Source organism: Acidimicrobiales bacterium, from assembly GCA_016716005.1.
Taxonomy (GTDB): Bacteria; Actinomycetota; Acidimicrobiia; order Acidimicrobiales; family JADJXE01; genus JADJXE01.
Window position 1 is genome coordinate 924,773 of the sequence record JADJXE010000001.1, and the last position, 23,929, is coordinate 948,701.

21 protein-coding genes are annotated in these 23,929 nt (G+C 75.0%); 10 read left to right on the forward strand and 11 right to left on the reverse strand.

Annotated elements, in window-relative coordinates:
• Entirely contained in the window at positions 1-864 is an 864-nt protein-coding gene (locus tag IPM45_04495) for an aldo/keto reductase (GenBank protein ID MBK9178822.1), read from the reverse strand.
• Positions 865-906: 42 nt separating this feature from the next.
• Positions 907-1,371, reverse strand: coding sequence for a CoA-binding protein (locus tag IPM45_04500; GenBank protein ID MBK9178823.1), 465 nt, complete (start codon positions 1,369-1,371; stop codon positions 907-909).
• Positions 1,372-1,536: 165 nt separating this feature from the next.
• Between IPM45_04500 and IPM45_04505 the strand changes: the two genes are divergently transcribed.
• Complete coding sequence (locus IPM45_04505; protein MBK9178824.1) at positions 1,537-3,159, forward strand: molybdopterin-dependent oxidoreductase; 1,623 nt, start codon at positions 1,537-1,539, stop codon at positions 3,157-3,159.
• Positions 3,160-3,181: 22 nt separating this feature from the next.
• Here IPM45_04505 and IPM45_04510 read toward each other — a convergent pair whose 3' ends face one another.
• Positions 3,182-4,165 carry a cell wall-binding repeat-containing protein gene (locus tag IPM45_04510; GenBank protein MBK9178825.1) on the reverse strand — a complete coding sequence of 328 codons (984 nt, stop codon included), beginning with the start codon at positions 4,163-4,165 and terminating at the stop codon, positions 3,182-3,184.
• A gap of 64 nt (positions 4,166-4,229) precedes the next feature.
• Entirely contained in the window at positions 4,230-4,613 is a 384-nt protein-coding gene (gene trxA / locus IPM45_04515) for a thioredoxin (protein MBK9178826.1), read from the reverse strand.
• Positions 4,614-4,733: 120 nt separating this feature from the next.
• On the opposite strand from trxA, the gene IPM45_04520 reads away from it, so the two are divergent.
• The 3 genes from IPM45_04520 to IPM45_04530 all read left to right on the forward strand — a co-directional run bounded on the left by IPM45_04520 (position 4,734) and on the right by IPM45_04530 (position 8,051).
• Positions 4,734-5,723: a hypothetical protein gene (locus tag IPM45_04520; protein ID MBK9178827.1), complete on the forward strand. Its 990-nt coding sequence runs from the start codon at positions 4,734-4,736 to the stop codon at positions 5,721-5,723.
• On the forward strand, positions 5,720-6,643 hold the full coding sequence (locus IPM45_04525) for a hypothetical protein (GenBank protein ID MBK9178828.1): 924 nt from the start codon (positions 5,720-5,722) through the stop codon (positions 6,641-6,643). Before IPM45_04520 ends, IPM45_04525 begins: the two co-directional genes overlap by 4 nt.
• 130 nt (positions 6,644-6,773) lie before the next feature.
• Positions 6,774-8,051 carry an anaerobic sulfatase maturase gene (locus tag IPM45_04530; GenBank protein ID MBK9178829.1) on the forward strand — a complete coding sequence of 426 codons (1,278 nt, stop codon included), beginning with the start codon at positions 6,774-6,776 and terminating at the stop codon, positions 8,049-8,051.
• Positions 8,052-8,133: 82 nt separating this feature from the next.
• On the opposite strand, the gene IPM45_04535 is transcribed toward IPM45_04530, so the two are convergent.
• Positions 8,134-8,844 (reverse strand): hypothetical protein, encoded by a 711-nt coding sequence (locus IPM45_04535; protein ID MBK9178830.1) that lies wholly within the window; start codon positions 8,842-8,844, stop codon positions 8,134-8,136.
• A 144-nt stretch (positions 8,845-8,988) separates the two neighbouring features.
• On the opposite strand from IPM45_04535, the gene IPM45_04540 reads away from it, so the two are divergent.
• On the forward strand, positions 8,989-9,627 hold the full coding sequence (locus tag IPM45_04540) for a TetR/AcrR family transcriptional regulator (GenBank protein MBK9178831.1): 639 nt from the start codon (positions 8,989-8,991) through the stop codon (positions 9,625-9,627).
• A gap of 39 nt (positions 9,628-9,666) precedes the next feature.
• On the opposite strand, the gene IPM45_04545 is transcribed toward IPM45_04540, so the two are convergent.
• Genes IPM45_04545 through IPM45_04555 form a run of 3 tightly spaced genes read right to left on the reverse strand, consistent with a single transcriptional unit; the run spans position 9,667 to position 12,027 of the window.
• A complete protein-coding gene (locus IPM45_04545) occupies positions 9,667-10,638 on the reverse strand; it encodes an NADPH:quinone oxidoreductase family protein (protein MBK9178832.1) in 972 nt (323 codons plus the stop codon).
• Positions 10,639-10,664: 26 nt separating this feature from the next.
• Positions 10,665-11,633, reverse strand: a complete 969-nt coding sequence (locus IPM45_04550) for a serine protease (GenBank protein ID MBK9178833.1) — start codon at positions 11,631-11,633, stop codon at positions 10,665-10,667.
• A complete protein-coding gene (locus tag IPM45_04555) occupies positions 11,626-12,027 on the reverse strand; it encodes a YbjN domain-containing protein (protein MBK9178834.1) in 402 nt (133 codons plus the stop codon). The genes IPM45_04550 and IPM45_04555 overlap by 8 nt, the downstream gene beginning before the upstream one ends.
• Positions 12,028-12,491: 464 nt before the next feature.
• Here IPM45_04555 and IPM45_04560 point away from each other — a divergent pair, with 464 nt between their 5' ends.
• The gene (locus tag IPM45_04560; GenBank protein ID MBK9178835.1) at positions 12,492-13,229 is read left to right on the forward strand and encodes a hypothetical protein; all 738 of its coding nucleotides are present in this window, start codon (positions 12,492-12,494) and stop codon (positions 13,227-13,229) included.
• Positions 13,230-13,507: 278 nt separating this feature from the next.
• On the opposite strand, the gene IPM45_04565 is transcribed toward IPM45_04560, so the two are convergent.
• Positions 13,508-14,140 (reverse strand): hypothetical protein, encoded by a 633-nt coding sequence (locus IPM45_04565; GenBank protein ID MBK9178836.1) that lies wholly within the window; start codon positions 14,138-14,140, stop codon positions 13,508-13,510.
• Positions 14,141-14,378: 238 nt separating this feature from the next.
• Between IPM45_04565 and IPM45_04570 the strand changes: the two genes are divergently transcribed.
• Positions 14,379-15,620, forward strand: a complete 1,242-nt coding sequence (locus tag IPM45_04570; GenBank protein ID MBK9178837.1) for a hypothetical protein — start codon at positions 14,379-14,381, stop codon at positions 15,618-15,620.
• 75 nt (positions 15,621-15,695) lie between these two features.
• Here IPM45_04570 and IPM45_04575 read toward each other — a convergent pair whose 3' ends face one another.
• A complete protein-coding gene (locus tag IPM45_04575; GenBank protein MBK9178838.1) occupies positions 15,696-20,204 on the reverse strand; it encodes a hypothetical protein in 4,509 nt (1,502 codons plus the stop codon).
• Positions 20,205-20,713: 509 nt separating this feature from the next.
• Entirely contained in the window at positions 20,714-21,304 is a 591-nt protein-coding gene (locus IPM45_04580; protein MBK9178839.1) for a YceI family protein, read from the reverse strand.
• Positions 21,305-21,409: 105 nt separating this feature from the next.
• Here IPM45_04580 and IPM45_04585 point away from each other — a divergent pair, with 105 nt between their 5' ends.
• From IPM45_04585 to IPM45_04595, 3 genes are read left to right on the forward strand one after another with little or no spacing between them, the layout of a single operon-like run.
• Positions 21,410-21,901 carry a MarR family transcriptional regulator gene (locus IPM45_04585; GenBank protein MBK9178840.1) on the forward strand — a complete coding sequence of 164 codons (492 nt, stop codon included), beginning with the start codon at positions 21,410-21,412 and terminating at the stop codon, positions 21,899-21,901.
• A gap of 50 nt (positions 21,902-21,951) precedes the next feature.
• A complete protein-coding gene (locus tag IPM45_04590) occupies positions 21,952-22,653 on the forward strand; it encodes a VIT family protein (protein MBK9178841.1) in 702 nt (233 codons plus the stop codon).
• A gap of 7 nt (positions 22,654-22,660) precedes the next feature.
• Positions 22,661-23,911: a flippase-like domain-containing protein gene (locus IPM45_04595; GenBank protein ID MBK9178842.1), complete on the forward strand. Its 1,251-nt coding sequence runs from the start codon at positions 22,661-22,663 to the stop codon at positions 23,909-23,911.
• The last annotated feature ends 18 nt before the right edge of the window (positions 23,912-23,929 follow it).

A 23,929-nucleotide genomic window follows, 5' to 3' on the forward strand; every position in this document is an offset into this window, starting at 1 on the left:
TCAGGCCTTCTCCGCCAGCGGGAAGATGACCTCCGTCGCGGCGGCCCCCATCACCGCGTCCCGCCGCTCGTCGTCGGCCAGCGGCTCGTAGGCCTCGGCCGCGTCGAGCGTGAGGGCCAGCACCTGCAGGTCGCCGGGCGTGCAGAGCGCGTCGACGCCGGGTGTGGACAGGGCGAACCGCACCCCGAGGGCGACGTGGGCCGGGTCGCTCCACGGCTCGTACCACGTGTCGGCGGTCCGGGCCGCCCCTCCCCAGGGCCGGCGGGCCACGGCCTTGATCGCCATCACCCCCACGTCGCGCCGGGCGCAGGCCTCGATCAGCGCCTGGGCGTCGTCGCGGTAGCCCTGGTCGGCCCACACCCTCGGGTAGACGGGGAACATCACGGTGTCGAGGTCCCAGCGCCGGAGCGCCTCGAGGTGGGCCGCCGGCGCACCCAGATCGTGCCCGGTCACGCCCACGAACCGCACCAGCCCCTCGTCGCGGGCCCGCAGGATCACCTCGACGGCAGCGGCGCGGTCGTCGAGCTCGGCCGGCGAGGTGACGGCGTGCAGCTGGTACAGGTCGAGGTGATCGGTGCCCAGGCGCCGGAGGGTCTCCTCCAGCTGGGCGCGGACACCGTCGGGGTTCCGGCGGAGGGTCTTGCCCGCCACGAAGAGCCGGTCGCGCACCGGGGCGACCAGTGGGCCCAGGAGCACCTCGGCATCGCCGTAGCTCGGCGCCACGTCGAGGTGGTTCACGCCCCGCTCCAGGGCCAGCCGGAAGCCGGCGTCGGCCTCGGCCGGGCTCACGCGGGCGAAGGCGGCACCCCCCAGGATCGCCACCGTGCTCTCGTGCCCGGTCCGACCGAGCCGCCGTCGTTCCATGCCGCATCCTGCCCCAGTCGGGCGCAGGGCGCCCGGCTGCGGTCAGCGGGGGCCGCGCCCGGTGAGCCTCCGCCAGCCGCGGTGGAAGCGGTGCACGCCCCCGGCGGGCTCCATCCACATCATGGGGCAGGCACCGTCGACGACGGCCAGGCCGTGGTCGCGGCAGTAGGCCACCGCCTCGTCGGACACCGAGCTGGGGCCGGCGCCCTTGTGGAGCCACACGCGGCGCACGCCCGCCCGGTCGCACGAGCGCACGACGCCCGCGGCCGCGCCCGCCGGCACCATGACCAGCGCCCCGTCGACCGCCTCCGGGATGGCCTCGACCGTCGGGTAGGCGTGATCGCCCTCGATCTCCTCGGCGTTCGGGTTGACCGGCACGACGTGGTAGCCGTGGTCGCGCATGGCCCGGTACACGGAGTTGGCGAACTGCTTCGGGTCCCTCGACACCCCCACGAAGGCGATCGTGTGCTGGTCGAGGAAGTCGTCGATGTCGGCACGTCTGGGCATGGCTGCCTCCTCGGTGGGCCCCTGGGACCCATCGCGCCACTCCTCCCCCCCGGCCGCCAGGGCCCAAGGACCCGGGCCTCCAGGGCCGGCGGTGCCCGTCCCGTCGACCCCCGCCTCGCACGCGCCGGCAATCCGCGGGCCGGGCGGGCACCGTAGAGGGCCCGGATGCGCATCGACAACCCGCCCACCGAGCCCGCCGCCTCGCCGGTCGTCGATCGCCGCGACGCGCGGCTGGCCGGCGTGGTCTCTGCCGGGCTCGCCCTCGGCGTCGTCGAGCTGGCCGGAGCCGTCCTCCCCGGCCGGCGCCCGCTGCCGGCGGCGGTGGGCGACGCCGTCGTGGACGCCTCGCCGGAGGCGGTCACACGCGTCGCCATCGACGCGTTCGGCACCGCCGACAAGCTGGTGCTGCTCGTGGGCATCCTGGGCGTGTGCCTGCTGCTCGGCGCCGTGCTCGGCCAGGCCGCCGCCCGTCACCGCTGGGCCGCTCCCGTCGGGTTCGCCGCGGCCGCCGCCCTCGGCGTGTGGGCTGCGACGGCCGACACCCAGGGGCGCCTCGGCTCGGCCCTCGCCGCCGCCGGCCTCGGGTCCGCCGCCGGAACCGTCGCGCTGCTCGTGCTCCTGCGCGCCGCCGGGCACGGGGGCACGCCGGGGGGTGTCGCCGCCGGGAGCGACCGCCCGGCCCCGGCCCCGGCGCAGGCGCCGACGGCCTTCGATCGCGAGGGCGACCGGCGCTCGTTCCTGGCCCTGGCCGGCGGGCTGTCCGGCCTGGCCGTCGCGGCTGGGGTGACGGGGCGGTTCGGCCCGTGGCCGTCGGTCGCCGAGGAGGCCCGCAGGCGGATCGTGCTGCCGAGCCGGGCCGGCGCCGCGCTGCCGCCGGGCGCCGAGCTGGCGGTGCCCGGCATCAGCCCCATCGTCACCCCGACCGGCGACTTCTACCGCATCGACACGGCCCTGCTCGTGCCCGACGTCGACCCGGCCCGGTGGCGCCTCGACGTCACCGGGCTGGTCGAGCACCCGTTCTCGCTCACGTACGACGATCTCGTCGACCAGGCCACGCTGGACGAGCACGTCACCATCGCCTGCGTCTCCAACGAGGTCGGAGGAGGCCTGGTGGGCAACGCCCGGTGGCTGGGCGTGCCGCTCGCCCGGATCCTCGATCGGGCCGGGGTCGATCCGGCCACCGCCACGCAGCTGGTGGGCCGCTCGGTCGACGGGTTCACCGTCGGCTTCCCCACCGAGGCGGCGCTCGACGGCCGGGCCGCCATGGTGGCGATCGGCATGAACGGCGAGCCCCTCCCCCGCAGGCACGGCTTCCCGGCCCGGCTGATCGTGCCCGGCCTGTACGGCTACGTCTCGGCCACCAAGTGGCTCGAGTCGATCGAGCTCACGACGTGGGACGCCTTCGACGCCTACTGGATCCCGCGCGGCTGGGCCGAGGAGGCGCCGATCAAGACGCAGTCGCGCATCGACGTACCCCGGCAGGGCTCGCGGCCGGCACCCGGCCCGCTGGCGGTCGCCGGTGTGGCGTGGGCCCCGCACGTGGGCGTGGAGCGCGTGGAGGTCCAGGTGGACGACGGCCCGTGGCGGCCGGCCGACCTGTCGGCGCCGATCTCCGACGACGCCTGGCGTCAGTGGTCATGGGTGTGGGACGCCCCGCCCGGCGTGCACGCCATCCGGGTGCGGGCCACCGATGCCAGCGGCCGGACGCAGACCCCCGAGCGGCGTCCCCCGGCACCCGACGGGGCCACCGGCTGGCACGAGCGGCGCGTGACGATCGAGTCGGCGTAGGGGCCGAGCACGACGGCGTCGCTCAGCCCACCAGGCTGGCGATGCGATCGAACGTGGCCGGGGGCACCGCGGCGGTGCCACCCACCACCGTCGCTCGGCTGGGCCGCAGGGCCCCGATGGCGGCGGCCACCGAGTCGGGCACCCCGGCGGCGGGGACCAGGAGGAGCGGGCAGCCGCACGCCCCTGCAGCCAGGGCATCGGGAAAGGTGGTCCCGGTCGCCACCCACAGCGGATCGCCGGGGCCGAAGGTGCGCCGCATCAGCTCGGCCGCGGTGCCGTAGCGGTCGGGCCCGGCCATGCGGATGACCTCGGCCAGGCCCTGGAGCTGCTGCTCCACCGCGCCCGACACCGCCGCGGACCCACCGACCAGCACGATCGTCTCGGGCCGGAGCCGGGCCAGCTCGTCGGCCGTGGCCAGGGGCACGCTGTCTCGCCGCACCAGCAGCAGGGGCGTCTGCGGGGTGGCGGCGGCCGCGGCGCCGCCGCCGAGGGCGTCGGCGAATCCCTGGCCCGAAGCCAGGTACACCACCGAGCGGTCGGGGTTGAGCCCCTCCGGCAGCACGAGGCGGCTGACGGCGGCGGCGGTGGCGAAGCGATCGGGGCCGGCCACCCGGGACGTGGGGGCGATGTCGGCCAGCGTGGCCGCCACCGACGCGCTCACCGCGGCGACGCCCCCCACGATCACGATCCGCTCTGGTCGCAGCCGGGCCAGCGCGGCGGCGGTCTCGGCCGGCACGGCATCGCGCTGCACCAGCAGGATCGGACCGAGCGACCCGGAGGCCCCCGGCGCCGCGGCCAGGGCGTCGGGGTAGTCGGCGCCCGTGGTGACCCACACCGCGGGCACCGGGGCCACGAACCGCTCGGCCAGGCGGGCCGCCGTGTCGTAGCGGTTGGCTCCCGCCACCCGCTCGGTTCGTGCCGCCGGCTCGGACTGCGCCCGGGCCAACCCCGGCGCGGTCACGACCAACAGCGCTGCGATCAGCGCGGCGGTACCGCGGCGTGCCATGGCGAGACGCTAGTCAGCGCGGCGACGGGCCCCGCGGCATCGGGCGCCCCCGGGCACGCCGCGCTCAGCCGGTGGGCCCGGCTCCGGCGGCGCGCTCCCCGGCGATCGTGCGGTGCACCTCGTCCATGTCGACGGCGCGGACCTGGCCGATCAGGTCGTCGAGGGTCGCCTTGGGCAGGGCGCCGGGCTGCGAGAACAGGATCACGTTGTCGCGCAGCACCATCAGTGTGGGGATCGACATGATCCCGAAGGCCCCGGCGAGCTCCTGCTCGGCCTCGGTGTCGACCTTGCCGAACACGATGTCGGGGTGCTCGGCCGAGGCCTCCTCGAAGACCGGGCCGAACATCCGGCAGGGGCCGCACCAGCTCGCCCAGAAGTCGACCAGGACGATGTCGCTGTCGTTGACGACCTGCTCGAAGTTGTCCTTGGTGAGGGCGACGGTGGGCATGAGTCCTCCTGGCTCGGTCCTGAGGGCTCTATACCCTCGGGGGTATGAACGGGGCTCGCCCCCCGCGTATTCCCGCCGGGGTGCACGGCTCCTCGGGCGGCTGCGGGCACCATGGGGGCCGTGGGCCGCACCCTCTCCGACGTGCTCGCCGACGTGCTGGCGGCGCCCCCTCCCCCGGTGTCGCCGGACGCGCTCCGCTCCATCCGCGCCGCCCTCGACGACGCCCTCACCGCCGTCGCCGACGACCTCGACCCCGCCGCCGGCCCACTGCGCCTCCCCAAGGGTCGGGTGAGCGAGGTGCTGGCCTGCGAGCGGGCGGTGCTCGCCAACCTGGCGCCCCGACCGGTGTCCGAGGCGGCCCGCCTCGGACGGCTGCTCGACCGGGTGGCCGCCCACCTGGTGCTCGGGGGCGACTTGGGCGAGCCGGGAGGCGTCGGCGACGCCCTCGGCGTCGCCCGTGACGCGCTCTGCGCCGAGGACGACCCCGAGCTGCTGGCGTGGGTGGACGGCCTCGGGGGCCCGGACCGCGAGCGGGTCCGCACCAACCTGGCCGGGCACGCCGAGAGCCTGGCTGCGAGCCTCGGCGTGCTCGACCCGGCGTGGTGGCCCCGCTGCGAGTCGCGGGCCACCGTGACCTTCGCCGGGGGTCGCATCGTGGCCGGGGCCGCGTTCGACCTTGTGCTCGGCGGCCGCCCGACCGGCCGGCCGACCGTGCTGGTCGAGCTCAAGTCGGGCCCGACCCGTCCCGAGCACCGCCAGGACGTGTTCTGGTACGCCCTGCTGTGCGCGCTGCGCGACGGGGAGGCTCCGGCGGTGGTGGCCACCTGGTCGGGCGGCGACGCCACCGTGGTCGACACGCCGGTCGCCGAGGGGGTGCTCGAATCCGCGGCCCGGCGGGTGATCGACGCGGCGGTGCGCCTGACCCGCCTGGCCTCCGGGGGCGAGCCGGACATGACGCCGTCGGGCCGCTGCCGGTGGTGCCGGGCGCTGCCACGTTGCACCCCCGGCACGCTGTGGGTCGACGCCGCCGACGCCGACCCCTACGGCCTGGGCGAGGTGTGGGACGACGACGCCGACGACGCCGAGGCGGCCGCCGAGGACGGGTGGTGACGGCAACCCCCCGCGAGCGGGCCACGGCCTGGCGGGACCGGGCGCGCGTCGAGCTGCTGGCGGCGGCGCAGCCCTTGCCCGAGGGCGGCTACTGGTCCACGCCCGAGCGCCAGCGCGTGGCGATCCGCTCCTACGACCTCCGGGAGGCCTCGGCCTGCCCGGCGCGGTACCTGGCCCGGGGTCGGGACGGCTTCCGGTGGACCGCAGCGATCGCGGCGCCGACCCTCGCCCGTACCGCCCTCGCCGAGCTGGCCGGTGGGTCGGCCGCCACCGCGCCGGAGGCGGTGTGGCGCGCCCTCGACCAGCAGGCCGCCGAGGGCACGGACCTCGGCGACTGGCTGGGCGGCCTCGGCCCCGGCGGGCGCAGCGCCGTGGCTCGGGCCGTGCTCGCCATCGTCGCCGCCGCACCCGGCCAGCTCCACCCCTGGCCCCCGCGCGCCCGTTGGTACGCCGAGCGGGACCGGTCGCCGTCGTGGCTGCTCCGCGGCCGCCCGGTGCGGGCCAGCGCGGCCTACGACCTGCGGGCCGGCCGCCCCCGCGCCGGCGGCGACGACTCGCGCCTGGCCCTGTTCGTGGGGGCCGCCCCCGACCCGGCCCGGGCCGAGCTCGAGGCCGGGCACCTGGCGCTGGTGGCGACGCTCGACGTGGGCAGCGTTCCCGTCGCCGTCTCGGTGCTGCACCTCCAGAGCGGCGAGCGGACGACGTTCGACGTGGACGACGATCTCCTCGGCGACGCACTCGACCGCTGGATCGCGCTGGTCGGCGTGGTGGCCGGGGCCCTCGAGGGCGCCCCCCCTGACACCCGAGCGGGCCCGCACTGCCACCACTGCCCACGGGCCGCCGACTGCATCCCCGGCCAGGCTTGGCTCGTCGGCCCGGCCGGACGCCGGCGGGGTGGCCTGCTCCCCGAGGAGCCCTAGCGCGCGCCGAGCCCCCGGCCACGGGCGCGGGCGCGGACGCGGGCGCGGGCGCGGGCGCCGTGCCTACCGTGGCGGCGTGACCACGAGCAGGGTGTCGCTCACCACCAAGGCCGCGACCGTGCCGGCGCCCGTGGCCGGCCCGACCCGGCCGGCCACGCGCCCGCTCACCGCGCCACCCGCCTTCCACGTGCTGGTCAAGCCGTCGGGCCCCATCTGCAACCTCGACTGCCAGTACTGCTTCTTCCTCTCGAAGGAGGCGCTCTACCCGGGCGACCGCTTCCGGATGTCCGACGACGTGGTCGACCTCTACGTGCGCCAGCTCCTCGAGTCGCAGACAGGCCCCGAGGTGACGCTGGCCTGGCAGGGTGGCGAGCCCACCCTCATGGGGGTGGCGTTCTTCCGGCGGATGCTCGAGGCGGTCGAGCGGCACCGCCGGCCGGGCCAGGTGGTGGCGCACACGATCCAGACGAACGGCACCCTCCTCACCGACGAGTGGTGCGAGCTGCTCGCCGCCCACCGCTTCCTCGTCGGCATCAGCATCGACGGCCCGCCGGCCCAACACGACGCGTACCGGGTCGACAAGCACGGCAACCCCACCTACGAGAGGGTCCGCCGAGGCCTGGCGCTGCTGCAGCGCCACGGCGTCGAGCACAACGCCCTCTGCACGGTGCACGCCGCCAACCAGGACCACGCCCTCGACGTGTACCGGCACCTCCGCGACGACCTCGGCTTCCGCTTCGTGCAGCTGATACCGATCGTGGAGCGCGACAACGACACCGGGTTCCAGGAGGGCGACACGGTCACCGAGCGCTCCGTCGACCCGGAGGCGTGGGGGCGGTTCCTGATCGCGGTGTTCGACGAGTGGCTCCGCCACGACGTGGGCACGGTGTTCGTGCAGACGTTCGACTCGGCCCTCGCCTCCTGGCTGCAGGTGCCGGGAGCGGTGTGCGTGTTCGCCGAGACCTGCGGCGACGCCGTGGCCCTCGAGCACAACGGCGACCTGTACTCCTGCGACCACTTCGTGGAGCCGGATCACCTGCTCGGCAACATCGCCGAGACCCACCTGCTGGAGCTGGTCGCCTCGCCCCAGCAGCGGGCCTTCGGCCAGGCCAAGCGGGACACGCTGCCCGAGTACTGCCGGCGGTGCGACGTGCGGTTCGCCTGCAACGGCGAGTGCCCGAAGAACCGCTTCACGCTCAGCCCTGACGGCGAGCCCGGGCTGAACTACCTGTGCGCCGGCTACCGGGCGTTCTTCGGGCACATCGACGGCCCGATGCAGCTGATGGCCGACCTGCTCCGCCGGGGCCGCTACGCCGACGAGGTCATGGCGGTGTTCGCCCGCGCCGACCGCAACGGGCCGTGCCCCTGCGGCAGCGGACGCAAGGCCAAGCACTGCCACCCCCGCTGACCTCGCGCGCCGCCTGTCCCGCCGGGGCCCCGGTGACCCCGGCACGGCCGTGTCGGGGCGTGGCCCCGTTCCGCGCCGGCCGTCAGTGAGGCGGCCGGCGCCGCACCGCGACCGCGCCGCCGACGAGGCGGCCGGCCCCGAGGGCCTCGTCGAGGGCGCCGACCGGGGCCCGCAGCTCGAGGTCGGCCGCGGCCAGCAGGGCGACCGCACCCCCGGCGGCCAGCTCGCCCCAGGCCGCGGGTGGATCCCAGGGGCCGTCGTACCAGGCCTCGCCCCCCGGTGCCCGGACCACCACCCACGTGTCGTCCCACTCGACCTCCCACCCGGCGGCCGGGGACAGCTCGACCGTCGACCAGTCGCTGGCCACCAGCTCGAGGCCGGCGCCGAGGAGCGTCGCGGCCAGGGCGTCGACCGTGTCGCCCCCACCGGCGTCGCGCCTCCCCAGGCCCCGCACGGTGAGCACCAGCGAGGCCGGGGGCGCGCCCGGCCGGGTGAAACCCGACACCGCCAGCCGGAGCCGCTCGGCCCCGGTCGCCACCGGTGGGCCCTCGACCGGTGCGGGTTCGTCCGGCGGGCGGCAGGCCCGGTGGGCGAACCACAGCTGGTGGCCGCCGGGCTCGGCCACCGCCCCCACCGTGGTGGGGTCGCGGCGGGCGTTGCCGGCACGGGTGCAGACCGCGCACCCGTAGGCGCCGTCCCACGACCGGAGGAACGCGTCGAGCACCGAGGTCGGCAGCCGCTCGGCGGCCGAGACGTCGACGGCCACGTTGTCGAGCCAGGTCGGGCGGGTCATCGCCGCCAGGCTAGGGGCGGGGCCGGCGCGATCCCCAGGGGCCCCGCACGGCCCGCCGCCTCCACCCGGTCGTGCTCGCGCTCGCTCCCGCTCGGGGTCGCCCGGCGCGATCAGAACGCGGTTCTAGAACGGTATTCTGGCCGGATGGGTGCGGGGCGGAACTCCCGACGCGACGAGATCCTCGCGGCCGCGCTCCGGTGCTTCCTCGACAAGGGCGTGTCGGCCACGACCATCGCCGACATCCGCGCCGAGTGCGGCGCCAGCGTCGGCAGCGTCTACCACCACTTCCCCAGCAAGGACGAGCTGGCGGCCATCCTCTACGTGGAAGGCCTCACCGCCTACCACGACGGCTTCCTCGCGCTGCTCGGGCGCCACGACGACGATGCCCGGGCCGGGGTGCGGGCGCTGGTGCGCTACCACCTGACCTGGGTGGCCGATCACCGCGACCTCGCCCGCTACCTGTTCGCCACCCGCGAGCCAGAGGTGGCCAGCGCGGGGCAGGACGGCCTGGTCGCCGAGAACCGCCGCTTCCTCCGCCCGCTGGCGGCGTGGGTGCGGACGCAGGTGGCGGCCGGGCGCCTGCGGCCGCTGCCGGTCGCCCTCTACCAGCCGCTCTGGCTCGGTCCGGCCCAGGAGGCGGCCCGCAACTGGCTGGCCGGGCACGGCCCCGACGACCTCGACGGTGCGGCCACGGTGCTGGCCGACGCCGCCTGGCTGGCGCTGGCCCCGCTGGAGACCCGCACCCCCCGACGGCGTCGGCCCGCATCCGACGCCGAGCGGTGACCGGCCTCGCCCACCCGGGGCGGGCGGGGCCACCGCGAGTCAGGGGGCGAGCACGACCTTGCCGGTGATCCGCCGGTCGAGGGCGTCGGTGAGCACCCGTCCGGCCTCGGCGAGGGGAGCGACGGTCGGCGCCGGAGGCCGCAGGAGCCCATCCGCGACCATGGCCACCAGCTCGGCGAGCAGCCCGCGGTTCTCCTCCGGGTGGCGGCCGGCCCACGCTCCCCAGTCCACGCCCACCACGGTGCGGTTGTTCAGGAGGATGTGGTTGAGCGGCAGCGATGGGATGGAGCCCCCGGCGAAGCCGATGACCACGTAGCGGCCGAACCAGCGGGTCGAGCGCAGGGCCGCTTCGGCGTGGCGCCCCCCGACCGGGTCGAGCACCACGTCGGCGCCGCCCTCGGTGAGCTCGCGCACCCGGGTCTTGAGGTCCTCCTGCTCGTAGTCGACGACCTCGGCCGCGCCGGCCGCTCGGGCGGCCGCGAGCTTCTCCGCCGACGACGCCGCCGCGACCACGCGGGCCCCGAGGGCCCTGCCCACGTCGGCGGCCGCCAGGCCGATGCCGCCACCGCCACCGAGCACGAGGAGCGTCTCCCCCGGCGCCAGGCGGGTGCGGCGGGTGAGCGAGAACCACACCGTGCAGTAGCTCTGGATGAAGGCGGCGGCGCGGGCGATGTCGAACCCGTCGGGCAGGGGCACCACCGCACCCGCGCTCACCTGTACCTGCTCGGCGAAGGCGCCCAGGCCCGTCATCGCCATCACCCGGTCGCCGGGCGCCACGCCTCGCACCCCCTCACCCACGGCCCGGACCCGACCCGCCACCTCGCCGCCCGGCGTGAACGGCGGTGGGATCCTGATCTGGTACGTGCCCTGCACGAAGAGGGCGTCGACGTAGTTCACCCCGGCCGCCTCGACGTCGACCACCACCCGACCCGGGCCGGGCTCCAGGTCGTCGACGTCCCGCAGCTCGAGCTCCTCCGGCGGCCCGTAGGCCGTGCACACGACTGCTCGCACGGCCGAACGCTACGGCATGGGCCGGCTCACCCCCGCGGGCCGGCCGCCTGGAGCGTGAGCGCCAGCTCGGTGGGCTGGCCGTGCCGGAGGACCTCCACCGGCACGGCGCGACCCACCAGATCGCGACGGAGGAGCCGGACGAGATCGCCCCGGGTGCGCACCGGCCGGCCGGCGACGGCCAGGAGCACGTCGCCCACCGCGAACCCGTCCGGCGGTGCCGTGCCCGGTGCCGTGCCCGGTGCCGGGGTGCGGATTGCAGTGACCACGAGGCGCGCCTGCGGCGCCCCGTCGAGCTCCACCGCGTGGGCCGCGACCGTGATGCCCAGCGCCGGCCTCACGACCTCGCCGTGCTCGAGCAGCTCGGGCACGATGTCGGCCACCGTGGCGGCCGGGATGGCGAACCCGACGTTGGCGGCCACGTCGACGCCCGCGCTGGTGACACCGAGCACCTGCCCGGCGGCGTCGAGCAGCGGGCCCCCCGAGCAGCCGGGGTTCATGGCCGCGTCGGTCTGGACCACGTCGTCGATCGGGCGGCCGGCCGGGCTGCGGATGCTGCGGTGCAGGCCACTGACGAGACCCGCGGTGACCGTCTCCGGGTACGTGCCGAGATGGCTGCCCACCGCGAAGCACAGCTCGCCCAGGCGGGGTGGCTGCGCCCGCAGCGGGAGCGGCGTGGCTCCGTGGTCCACGAGCTCGAGCACGGCCAGGTCGGTGACCGGATCGGCACCCACCAGGCGCGCCCGCTGGTGACGGGCATCGCTGGCGCCGGCCGGGCCGGCCGCGCCCCCTCGCCGCACGAACACCACCTCCAGGCCGGCCACCACGTGCTCGTTGGTGACGAGGTGGGCCTCGTCGACCACCCACGCGGACCCGCTGGTGCGGTCGAGGTCGCGGGTCTGGCCGGTGACCGTGGCCGTCGACGGCAGCACCCGGGCGACGAGCGCGGCGAGCTCGTCGCTGAGCCCGGTGAGCACGGACCCGAGCGCGTCAGAAATCGCCGCCTCCAGTGGGATCGAGCGACGTCGCGCCGCCGAAGCGCTCCTGCAGCGCGGTGTCGAAGTGGTCGGCGGCCCGGGTGAGGAGGTCGACCGCGAAGAGCAGCTCGCTCTCGGATCGGGCGTCGGCCGGCAGGTCGGCGGCGAGGATCACGGTGGCACCATCGCCGACCACCATCGCCTTCGCCATCGGCACCTGCAGGTTCACCCGGTTCACCGCCTCGTAGAGCTCGGGCGAACGGTCGACGCCGACGACGAGGGGGGCGTACAGGTGCAGGAACGGGAACTCGCCGTCCTCGACGCGCACCCAGGTGAGCGACGTGCCCCGGGGGATCGGGATGTCGCCGTCGGGTGACCGGCTGAGCGCCTCGAGCCCGAACGCCGCGCAGAGCACCCGCTCGACCCAGCCCTCCAGCGGCTCCTGGATCGCCGGCCCACCGGGCGGACCCGTCGCCCCCGGGACGGGCGGCTGCGGCGAGGCGGCCCCGTTGCCGGACGCGTCGGGCGCCCGCCCGTCGCCGTCCACCTCCTCGATCCCCGCCTGCAGCTGGTTGAGCACCGCTTCGCTGAACGACGCCGCGCCCCGGATGGCGTCGACGATCGGCGTGGGCACGTTCGCCAGCGAGAACCGGTACTGCGACGCCGGTCGAGGCTCTTGCATCCCGCGACCCCCTCCACCCGACTGTCGGGCACCGGCACCGTCCGCCGGCACCGGACGCTACCTCCGCCCGCCGGCGGGGTGGTGGCTCCCGGTCGCCGCACCACGCCGTCGGCCCGGAGGGCCTCGATCTCCGCGGCCGTCCGGCCCAGGCCGGCGCGCACGCCGGCGGGGTGCTCCACCTCCACCACCGAGCCGCGGTGCACCACCTGCGGGTCGGTGGCCAGGTCTGCCCGCCGGTTGACCTTGGCAACCGGCACGTCGTGGTCCTCGAGCGCCGCCACCAGCTCGCCCACCGGCCACCGGGCCAGCTCGACCTGGAGGATCTCCACCAGGGCCTGCGAGTTGACCAGCCGGTCGAACAGCGTGGTGAAGCGCGGGTCCGCGAGCAGGTCGTCGCGGCCGACGGCCCGGCAGGCCCCCTCGAACTCGGCGTCCTGGATCATGATGCTCGAGAGCCAGCCGTCGGCGGCCCGCCACATCCGGTAGAAGCTGGCGAACTCGGGCATCTGCCCCGGGTGGTCGACGAAGGCGTGGTTGTACAGGGCCTCGGGCCACAGCCACCCGATGGCCGCGTCCATCATTGCCAGCTCGATGTGCTGGCCCCCCGAACCCCGCTCGCGGGCGAACAGCGCGGCCGTCACCGCCTGGGCCGCGTAGACCGCGCTCAGCTTGTCGCAGGCGATGGTCTCGAGGAGGGCCGGCGAGCCATCGGCGTCACCCTGCACGTCGGTGATGCCGGTGACCGCCTGGATGATCGGGTCGTACACCCGCTTGGCCGCGTACGGCCCGTCCGGCCCGAACCCGCTGATCGACAGGTAGACGATCCCCGGGTTCACGGACCGCACCGCTGCGTCGCCGAACCCCATGCGATCGATCGCACCGGGCCGGAAGCTCTGCACGAACACGTCGGCGTCACCGGGACCGCCACAACGTAGGCCGTTCGCCGTGCGCTCCGTCCGGCTCCCTGGGTTCTACATCCCGATCGACCCGCATTGCGGGCCATTTCGGACGGAGAACCGCCGAGCGTGCCCGGCCGGCGACGCCCGCGCCGAAGACGCCGGCGAGGAACACCTAGGGCGACGTCGTCGGCCGCGCTCGGGCCCTCACGGCGCAGGGCGCACGGCGCCATGGCACACCGCACCCGGGTGGGGCGCGCCGAGCGCGGGTGCACCCCGCTCAGCTCACGGGTTCGACCGGGTCGGCGGCGCGCCGATCAGGCGATGCGCACCGCCAGGCCCCGATGGCCCGACGCAGGCACGAACAGCTCACCGATGTCGCCGAGCCGCTCCAGGTACGCGGCGTCGCCGTTGAGCGCCTCGCCGGCCTGGTCGGCGGTCCCCATGTCCGGCGCCCCGCTCAGCCACGTGACCTGGCCGAAGGTGCCGTAGGTGTCGGCGAGGAACATGGTCGGCAGGCCGGTGACCTGCTCGACGTGGGCGGCCATCTCGGCTCCCCACGCCATCACCTCCACGAGCTTCCCCCCCGCCGCCACCGCGGTGGTGACGGTGGTCGCCGCACCCAGCGGCGGCGGCTCGTCACCGGGACCGCCGTACACCGCCTGACGCAGCATGTCCTGCGCGGGTGCGGACACATACTCCTGGCCCCGTGCGATCAGGTCCCAGTAGCCGTCGCCGGCGAGCAGCCCTGCGAACCCGGCCTCCAGGGCGGCGTGCGACTCGACCCAGGTGCTCCACACCATCGTGCCGACGGGATAGCCGAACTGGGCCTGCCACAGCGTGACGTCGAAGTCGCTGTTGGCGTTGACGTAGCCCGTGATCTCGTTGGCCCAGCCCATCGCCCCACGCAGGTCGCCCTGCAGGGTCGTCAGACGGTTGAACAGGAACATCGCCCCCCCTGGTGCTCTCGTGCACCTCGGCCCCCCGGCACGAAGCAACCGCCACCGTCGCACCCGTCGGCCCATCTGTCGACCGGTATCCGCGGTGTGCATGTGCGCCCGGCGGCCCATCTGCCAACGAGGCGCCCGATCGTGACCGGTGCGGTGTGACGCCCGCCCTACACAACCGCACGGCCGACCGTTCAGCATGGAGCCGACACCACGAGCGCGCGACCGGAGGCCGTGAGACATGAGGATTCGGGCGCTGTCCGCGACGATGCTGGCGCTCTGCGCCATGGCCGCCGCGAGCTGCGGCGCCGACCCCGACGAGCCGGCGGCCACGACGACGGCGCCCTCGACGACGGCCGCGACAGCGAGCACGTCACGCACCACCACACCCACGAGCGCGCCGACGACCGCGCCGCCATCGAGCTTCGACGGCCCGGTCACCGCCATCAGCGCGGGGATCACGACCTGCGCCGTCACCGCCGGCGGCACGGCATACTGCTGGGGCGCCAACTCCGCGGGACAGGTCGGCGACGGCACGGACACCGACCGGTCGGCACCGGTGCGGGTCGAGGGTCTCGAGGGCCCGGCCACGGCCGTCAGCACGGGAAGAGAGACCGCCTGCGCCGTCACTGCCGCCGGCGCCGCTTACTGCTGGGGCGCCAACGGCACCGGCCAGGTCGGCGACGGCAGCACCCTCGACCGGAGCACTCCGGTGCGGGTCGAGGGTCTCGACGGCCCGGCCACGGCCGTCAGCACGAGCGGGGAGACGACCTGCGCGGTGACGGCCGACGGCAGCACCTACTGCTGGGGGAAGAACGACTCCGGCCAGGTCGGCGACGGCACGACGATCGACAGGGCGACCCCCCGGCGGGTGGAGGGCATCGGCGGCGCGTCCACCGTGAGCGTCGGGTACGGCACCACGTGCACGGTCACGACCACCGGCTCGGCCTGGTGCTGGGGTGCCAACGCCTACGGCCAGCTCGGCGACGGCACCACCATCGGGAGCGCCACGCCGGTGCAGGTGCAAGGCCTGGACGGCCCGGTCGCCGTCATCAGCACCTTCGGTGTGAGCACGTGCGCGGTCACGACCACCGGCTCGGCCTGGTGCTGGGGCCTCGACCCCGCCGGCCCGACTTCCCCCGACGCGATCCCGCCGACCCCCGTGCCGGGCCTGGACGGCCCGGCCACCACCATCAGCAGCGGCGTCACCACCTGCGCGCTCACCGCCGCCGGCGCCGCCTACTGCTGGGGCGCCAACGCGTTCGGGCAGGTCGGCGACGGGACCACCACCGACCGCGCCACGCCGGTGGAGGTGCAAGGCCTGGACGCCCCGGCCACGACGATCCACTCGCTGGAGGGCTCGACGTGTGCGGTCAGCAGCACCGGCGCCGCGCACTGCTGGGGGAAGAACTCCGCAGGCCAGCTGGGCATCGGCACCGTCACCGAAAGGGAGGCCACCCCCCAACGGGTCGGCACGGCCTGACCGCCCGATCCGACGTGCGCCCCGGAGGCAGGTCGATCGGCACCTGATCAGCCCGGCTCGTCGCGCGACGTCGCATCAGCTGCAGCCGCTGGTGCTCCCGCAGCTCTGGCACGCGTAGCAGCTGCCGGCCCGCACCATCCGGATGCCGCAGGTCATGCAGTAGGGCGCGTCGGAGACGGCGGTGGCCACGCCAGGACCCGGCTCGACGGCTCTCACCGGCGCCGTCAGCGGCAGCTGCTCGTCGCGGGCGGCCACGTCCTGACCCTTCACGCTCCGGGTGGCGGCCTCCTCCACGCCCGGGAGGGTGGGCTGCAGCCGCTCGTCGGTGGTGAGGATGCCCAGGTCCACCCGCTCACCATGGGGCAGGTACTCCACGGCCAGGCGCCGGAAGATGTAGTCGACGAGGCTCGAGGCGAAGCGGATCTCCGGGTCGTCGGTGATGCCGGCCGGTTCGAAGCGCATGTTGACGAACATGTCGACGAACGCCCGCAGGGGCACGCCGTACTGCAGGCCGTGGCTGACCGAGATGGCGAAGGCGTCCATGACCCCGGCCAGCGTGGAGCCCTGCTTCGACACCCGCACGAAGATCTCGCCGGGTCGGCCGTCGGCGTACTCGCCCACCGTCACGTAGCCGTGGCAGTCGGCCACGCGGAACGAGAACGTCTTCGACGAGCGGGTGCGAGGCAGCTTCTCGCGCTCGGGCTCGCGCATCACGATCGTCTCCACCACGCGCTCCACCTCGCGGGCCAGCGCCCGCTCGGCGCCCCCAGCCTCGGGCTCGGCCTTCTTCCCGGTGGAGAGCGGCTGGCCGACCTTGCAGTTGTCGCGGTAGATGGCCACCGCCTTGAGGCCGAGCTTCCACGACTCGAGGAGGAGCTCCTCGATGCCGTCGACGGTGGCGCTCTCGGGCAGGTTCACCGTGTTGTGGTTGACCAGGCCGTTGGCCACGAAGGCGTGGGTGGCGGGCACCGACACGTCGAACACCTCGCGCCAGCCGGCGTCGGCGACCGACTCGACCTCGCTGAAGTGGAGGTCGTCGTCGAGCACGGTGTGCACCCAGGGCGGCAGGACCACCCCGGGCACCGCCGCGGCCCGCTCGAGGTCGCGCCGGGTGACCGCACCTGCGCCCGGCTCGCACAGCGCGCCGAAGCGCGAGCGCTCGCCCTCGGGGACCAGCCGGTACAGCTCGGCGGGGGCGATCCCGGGCACGCGGTCGTGGTCGTCGCCGCCCAGCACCGCCGTGCCCGACAGCTCGGCCGCGTGGGCCGCCTCGAGGGGATCGGCCAGCGGCACCAGCTCGACCAGCCGCCAGGCCTGCTCGCCCTCCACCCGCAGCTCGTCGAAGGGGTGGCCCTCGACGTAGGCGCCGGTGGAACGCCGGCTGTGCCGCACCCCCAGGTTGGTGAGCACGGCCTGCAGGTCGTCGAGCAGCGCAGGGGCGTCGAGGCACAGCGACCAGCGGGGGGTGCCGCCGAGCGACACGTGGGCGGCCAGGGCCAGGCCCTCGACGTAGGCCAGCACGGCCTCGCGTGGGGAGCGAAGCACCGGGTCGGGGAGTCGCGCCGCGCTCCCCCGGGCCCCGGCGCCGAGCCCGGCGAGGAACGCCACGACGGCGCCGGACTCCACGCGCACGGCCGGGTGGGGCCCGGCATCGACCTGGTCGGCCTCGAGCCCGAACAGGTCCCTCCAGGCGGCCGCCAGGCGGGCGCGCACCTGAGGCACCCCCGAGGAGATCCGCACCCCGCCCGTGTCGGCGTCGACCTCGCCGGCCACGGCCAGGGCGCCGAGCAGGAAGGCCAGCTCGGCGCTCATCTCGCCGGGCATGCCCGCCATCGGGGGGAGCTCGGCCGGCAGGTACGACCACAGCTCGTCGCCGTACTGCACCGCCACGGCGTCGCCGGGCTGGATCTCGTCGAGGCGGCGCCACGAGAACCCGCCGTCGGTCGCCACCAGCAGGCGGTGGTTGGGGGTGCCCGTGATGCGGTGCCCCGACCGCAGCACCACCGACCGGGTGGGCTTGGGGCCGCCGTAGTAGAAGGCGTCGGTCTTCTGGGTGCCGCCGAGCGAGGCGACCTCGATCACCTCGCTGCGGAGCGTGTCCGGCTCCTCGCCCCGGTGGAGGCTGCCGATGCGCAGCAAGCCCTCGGCGGTGGGCACCAGGGTGTCGCCGGTGACGCACTTGGAGATGGCGCCGGAGATGAAGGGCTGCACCGCAGCCATCATCTTCACGTGGCCCATGTGGCCGATCACGTTGTCGCCCATGGAGCAGGCGAAGACCGGCAGGTGCTCGGCGGCCAGGTGCGGGGCACCGATGATCGAGTGGTGCTCGTCGACGTGGGCGACGATGTCGTCGACCTGCTCGGGGGTGTAGCCGAGGCGCCTCAGGGCCCGCGGCACGGTCTGGTTGACGATGGCCATGGTGCCGCCACCCACCAGCTTCTTGGTCTTCACCAGGCCCAGGTCGGGCTCGATGCCGGTGGTGTCCGCGTCGAGGAGGAACGAGATGGTGCCCGTGGGGGCCAGAACGGTGGCCTGCGAGTTGCGGACGCCGTACGCCGACCCCCATTCGACCGCGCGGTCCCACGCCTCCTGGGCGGCGCCCAGCAGCTCGGGGCTCACGCGCTCCTCGTCGATGGCGGCGACGGCGTCCCGGTGCATCCGCAGGACCCGCAGCATCGGCTCGCGGTTCTCGGTGAACCCGGCGAAGGGGCCCATGCGCGACGCGATCCGCGCCGACGTGGCGTAGGCGTGGCCGGTCATGAGCGCGGTGATGGCGGCGGCCAGGGCCCGGCCCTCGTCGGAGTCGTAGGGCAGGCCGAGGGCCAGCAGGAGAGCACCCAGGTTCGTGTAGCCCAGGCCGAGCTGGCGGAAGCGACGCGACGTCTCGCCGATCCGCTCGGTCGGGTAGTCGGCCTTGCCCACCAGGATCTCCTGGGCGGCGAACACCACCTCCACGGCGTGGCGGAAGCCGTCGACGTCGAAGGTGCCGTCGCGCTCGAGGAACGACAGCAGGTTGATGCTGGCCAGGTTGCAGGCCGAGTCGTCGAGGTGCATGTACTCGCTGTTGTGCACCACCACGGCGTGCTCGAGATCGCCCTCGCTCGTGACCACGAAGTTGTGGGCCCCCTCGACCTCGAGGTCGTAGACCGCGACGGGCTCGTCGAGCACGACCCGGCGGACCTCGGCGACCGCGTCGTGGACGGGCTGCCCCAGGTCGTCGACGGCCTTCACGGCCGTGCCGGGCTGCAGCGCCCGGGCCTCGACCCACGCACCGGCCAGGGTGAGGAAGCGGTGCTCGGGCGTGCAGCGCAGCCGCAGCCCCCCAGCGGTGACCACGTCGACCAGCTCGGTGGCGTGGCCGGCGACCCACACCCGCGTGATCTCGTAGAGCCCGAAGCGGCCGGCGTCGAGGTCGAGCGAGTGGGCGAGCGGCAGCCGCTCGCCGGCGTCGCCCGCCTTGCACAGCAGCTCCATGCGGACCGGGCCGTCGGAGGTGTCGACCAGGGTGTCGCCCACGAAGCAGCACGGGTTGGAGGCGTTGATGCGGCCCGTGTTCGACACCGTGTTCCAGCGGTTGATGGTGGTGTCGAACTGCACGCCCGGGTCGGCGCACTCCCACGCCGCCTCGGCGATCTCCCGGAACAGCTCGCGGGCCCGCACGGTGCGCACCACCTCGCCGGTGGTGCGGGCTCGCAGCTCCCAGGCCTCGTCGCGCTCGACGGCCTGCATGAACTCGTCGCTCACCCGCACCGAGTTGTTGGCGTTCTGGTACTGGACCGAGAAGCTGTCCTTGCCGTCGAGGTCCATGTCGAAGCCGGCGTCGCGCAGCACCCTCGCCTTGCGCTCCTCGACGGCCTTGCACCACACGAACTCCTCGACGTCGGGGTGGTCGACGTCGAGGATGACCATCTTGGCCGCGCGCCGGGTGGTGCCACCCGACTTGATGGTGCCGGCCGAGGCGTCGGCGCCCCGCATGAAGCTCACCGGCCCCGACGCGGTCCCGCCACCGCGCAGCGCCTCGGTGGAGGCGCGGATGCGGCTCAGGTTCACCCCCGAGCCGGACCCTCCGCGAAAGATCGTGCCCTCCTCGACGTACCAGTTGAGGATCGACTCCATGGTGTCGTCGACGGAGAGGATGAAGCAGGCCGAGGCCTGCTGGCTGCGGCCCGCCACGCCGATGTTGAACCACACCGGCGAGTTGAACGACGCCCGCTGGGTGAGGACGAGGTAGGTGAGCTCGGCCCGGAAGGCCTGCGCCTCGGCCGCGTCGACGAAGTAGCCGCCGGCCTCGCCCCAGCGGGCGATGGTGCCGACGACCCGGTCGATCATCTGGCGCACGCTCGACTCGCGCTCGGGTGAGCCCAGGTGACCGCGGAAGTACTTCTGGGCCACGATGTTGGTGGCGTTCAGCGACCAGGTGGCGGGGAACTCGACCCCCAGCTGCTCGAAGGCCACGGTCCCGTCGCGGAGGTTGGTGAGCCGGGCGTCGCGGCGCTCCCAGGTCACCTCGTCGTAGGGGTCGACGCCCGGCGACGTGAAGTGTCGGCGGATGCCGATGCCGGTCTGCTCGGGCGCCAGTGCCATCGGACCCTCCTCCCGGGGCTGACCGTCGGCCACCACCCCGGCCTCGACACGTTGGAGGGCCCGGGGCGCCGCCCCTGAACCCACGACCTGCTAGCCACTACATGTCGTGGTGTTGGAGCGGGGCAACGCCTCCGGGCCACAATATGTTGCAGATTACACCACCGGAATTACACCGCTGTCAACCGCTCCGGCCCCCGGGTCGTCCCGGGCCCCGGAGCGGTTGACACCGCAGCGCCAGCGAGCAGGTCAGGGGGCCTCGCGGGCGCCCTGGGTCCTCCCCCGGCTGCCGCCCCCGTGGCTCGCCCGTCCGCCCACGGCCGGGCCGCTCCACCCATCCGCTCGCCGGCGCTGCGGCCGGTGCACGAAGGCGAACCTACGGGACCCGCCCTGTGGAGAGGAAGGGGAACAACCCTGTGAATTGCCGGTGGATTTCGGGCGAACGTTCCACAGGTTGTGGACAGCCCCGGGCCGCTTGCCCGTCCGGGCGGTGGGCACCGCCGGCCCACCGGTCAGCCCTGCTGCAGGACGGCCTCGACCTCGAGCTCGATCCGGGCCTTCTTGCCGACCAGCACGCCTCCCGTCTCCAGGGCTTGGTTCCAGGTGAGGCCCCAGGCTTCGCGGTCGACCTCGGTACGGGCGGTGAACGCCGCCCGCTGGTTGCCCCACGGATCGACCTCGGTCCCCTCGTACTCGACGTCGAGCGTGACCGGCCGGGCCTCACCACGGATGGTCAGCGTGCCCGTCACCGACCAGCGGCCCGCACCGACCGGGACCACGCCGGTGCTCTCGAAGGTGAGCGACGGGTGCCGTTCGACGTCGAAGAAGTCGGGCGATCGCAGGTGGCCGTCGCGGGTCTCGTCACGGGTGTCGATGCTGGCCGCGTCGATCGTCACCTCCACCGACGACGCCGTCGGGTCCTCGGCGACCGTGACGACGCCGTCGAAGGCGCCGAAGCGACCGCGGGTCCGGCCCACCATCAGGTGGCGAACCACGAAGCCGACGGTGGAGTGCGACGGATCGATGGCCCAGGTCCCGGCGACGGGCAGCTCCACCCCGTCGACCGTCCTCGTGGCTGCGCTCGTGCTCGTGCTCGTGCTCATGGGTCGTGCTCCTCGGTGTCGTTGTGGTGCGAGTTGTTGTGAACAGCAATCACTCTAGCAACGATGGTTGTCATCGCAACCTCGTACCTCGCGGCCTAGTCGCCTATCCTGCTACCGGTGGACGAGCTGCTCGACGACGAGCGCCTGACGGCGCTGGGCCTCCTGATCGAGGCCCACGCCCACCTGTCGCGGGTCCTCGAGCACGAGCTGCTCGAGGGTGCCGGTCTCCCGCTGTCGTGGTACGGGGTGCTCGTCCGCCTGGGGCGCTCGCCGGGCCGCCACCTCCGGATGAGCGAGCTGGCCGAGCAGATGTCGATCTCCACCAGCGGCCTGACCCGCCTGATCGACCGGATCGAGACGGCCGGGCTGGTGCGGCGCGAGTCGTGCCCCACCGATCGCCGGGGATGGTTCGCGGTGCTCACGCCCGAGGGCGAGGCGCGCCTGCGCGAGGCGACCCCCCTCCACCTCCGGGGCGTCGAGGAGCACCTCACCGGGCTGCTCTCGCCCGGCGAGCTGGCCGACCTGACCGGCGCGCTGCGCAAGGTGCGCGACGACGGCCGACGCCAGGTCGGCGACGACGACCAGGAGCGGCCCTGATCCCGGCCCGGGCCTAGCCTGACACCGACCACCACGGGGGAAGCAGGCCGATGGCCATCCGACGCGGGCACCGAGAACGCCACCTCAGCGGTCGGGCCGCCTGGCTGCGCGCCGCCGTGCTCGGCGCCAACGACGGGCTGGTGTCGACGGCCAGCCTGATGCTGGGTGTGGCTGCGGCCGCCGGCGCCCGCAGCGCGATCCTCACGGCCGGCGTCGCCGGGCTGGCCGCCGGCGCCCTGTCGATGGCTGCGGGCGAGTACGTGTCGGTCAGCTCGCAGCGCGACACCGAGCTGGCCGACCTGGCCCGAGAGCGCGAGGAGCTGGCCACCGCCCCCGAGGCCGAGCTCCGCGAGCTCGCCGCCATCTACCGGGACCGCGGCCTGTCCCCCGAGCTGGCCGGTCAGGTCGCGCGGGAGCTGTCCCAGGGCGACGCCCTGGCGGTGCACGCCCGGGACGAGCTGAACCTCGACGTCGACGTCCTGGCCCGGCCGGTCCAGGCCGCGGTGGTGTCGGCGCTCAGCTTCGCGATCGGCGCGCTCCTCCCGATCCTGACCGTGCTGGCGATCGGCGCCTCCGCCCGGGTGGTCGTCACCGTGGCGGTGGCGCTCGCCGCCCTCGGGATCCTCGGCGCCGTCGGCGCCCAGCTCGGTGGCGCCCCGAAGGGCCGGGCGGCCATCCGGGTGCTCATCGGCGGCACCCTGGCCATGGGCATCACCGCCCTCGTGGGGCGGCTCGTGTCGGTGGCCGTGTAGCGGGCGCGTGAGCGACCACCCGGCCTCGCCCGAGCCGGCCGACGCCCCGGCCGCCGACCCGCCCCGTCGACGGCGGCGGCAACGGGTGCCCCGGCCGCTGCGCCGCACGGCCCTCGCGCTTGTGTTCCTGCTCGCCCTCAACTACCTGGTCCTGCCCCAGGTCGCGGGTGCCCGCCAGGCCGCCACCGTGCTGGTCGACCTGAACCCCTGGCTCGTGCTGCTCGGCCTGGCGCTGCAGGCCGCGGCCATCGTCACCTACACGCTCTTCACCCGGTCGCTGCTGCCGGAGCCGCATCCCCGCGTCGACCCGCTGCTGCGGATCCAGCTGTCGACGCTCACGGTGACGAACCTGGTACCGGGTGGCTCGGCCGCCGGCGGCGCCCTGGGCGTGCGGCTCCTGAACCGGCTCGGGGTGTCCCTCACCGACGCCACCTTCGCCCTGGCCACGGCCGGCCTCGGCTCGGCGGTGGTGCTCAACGTGCTGCTGTGGCTCGGGCTCCTGCTCTCCATCCCGCTGCGGGGCTTCCAGCCGGTGTCGGGCACGGTGGCGATCGTCGGCGTCGTCCTCATCGGCGGCTTCGCCGCCGCCGTGCTGCTCCTGGTGCGAGGCCAGGACCGGGCCGAGCGGGGGCTTCGGGCCGTGGGCCGCCGGATCCCCCTCGTCGACTCCGAGGCGCTGGTGCGGATCGCCCGGCACCTGGCCGAGCGGCTGCAGACCCTGGCCGCCGACCCGCCCCTCCTGTGGCGGGCCATCGGGTGGTCGTCGCTCAACTGGGCGCTGAGCATGGCGTCGCTGTGGGTGTTCGTGGCCGCCTACGGCCACCGGGTCCCGCTCGACGGGCTGGTGATCGCCTTCGGGCTGGCCAACGTGAGCGCTGCCATCCCGCTCACACCCGGCGGGGTCGGCATCGTCGAGGTGGTGATGACCTCGACGCTCGTCGGGTTCGGCATCCCCCGCGGCGAGGCCCTGCTGGGGGTGGTCACGTTCCGCCTGGCCAGCTTCTGGCTGCCGATCCCCCTCGGCGCGCTGGCCTACCTGTCGCTGCACGTGGGGCCGGTGTCGATCGACCGCCACCGCCGCCGCGAGGAGCGCCGGGCCGAGCTGCGCCGCCTGGCCGAGGAGGCGCTGGCCGAGGCCGAGACCCGGGCCGAGTGGGCCGAGCGGGTGGGCATCCGGGCCGGGCCCGGTGACACCCCGGGCGCGGCCGGCAACACCGGCCCGGCGGGCACGGGACGACCCGGCGGCCCTGCGGGCTGAGATCAGGGCTGCCAGGCG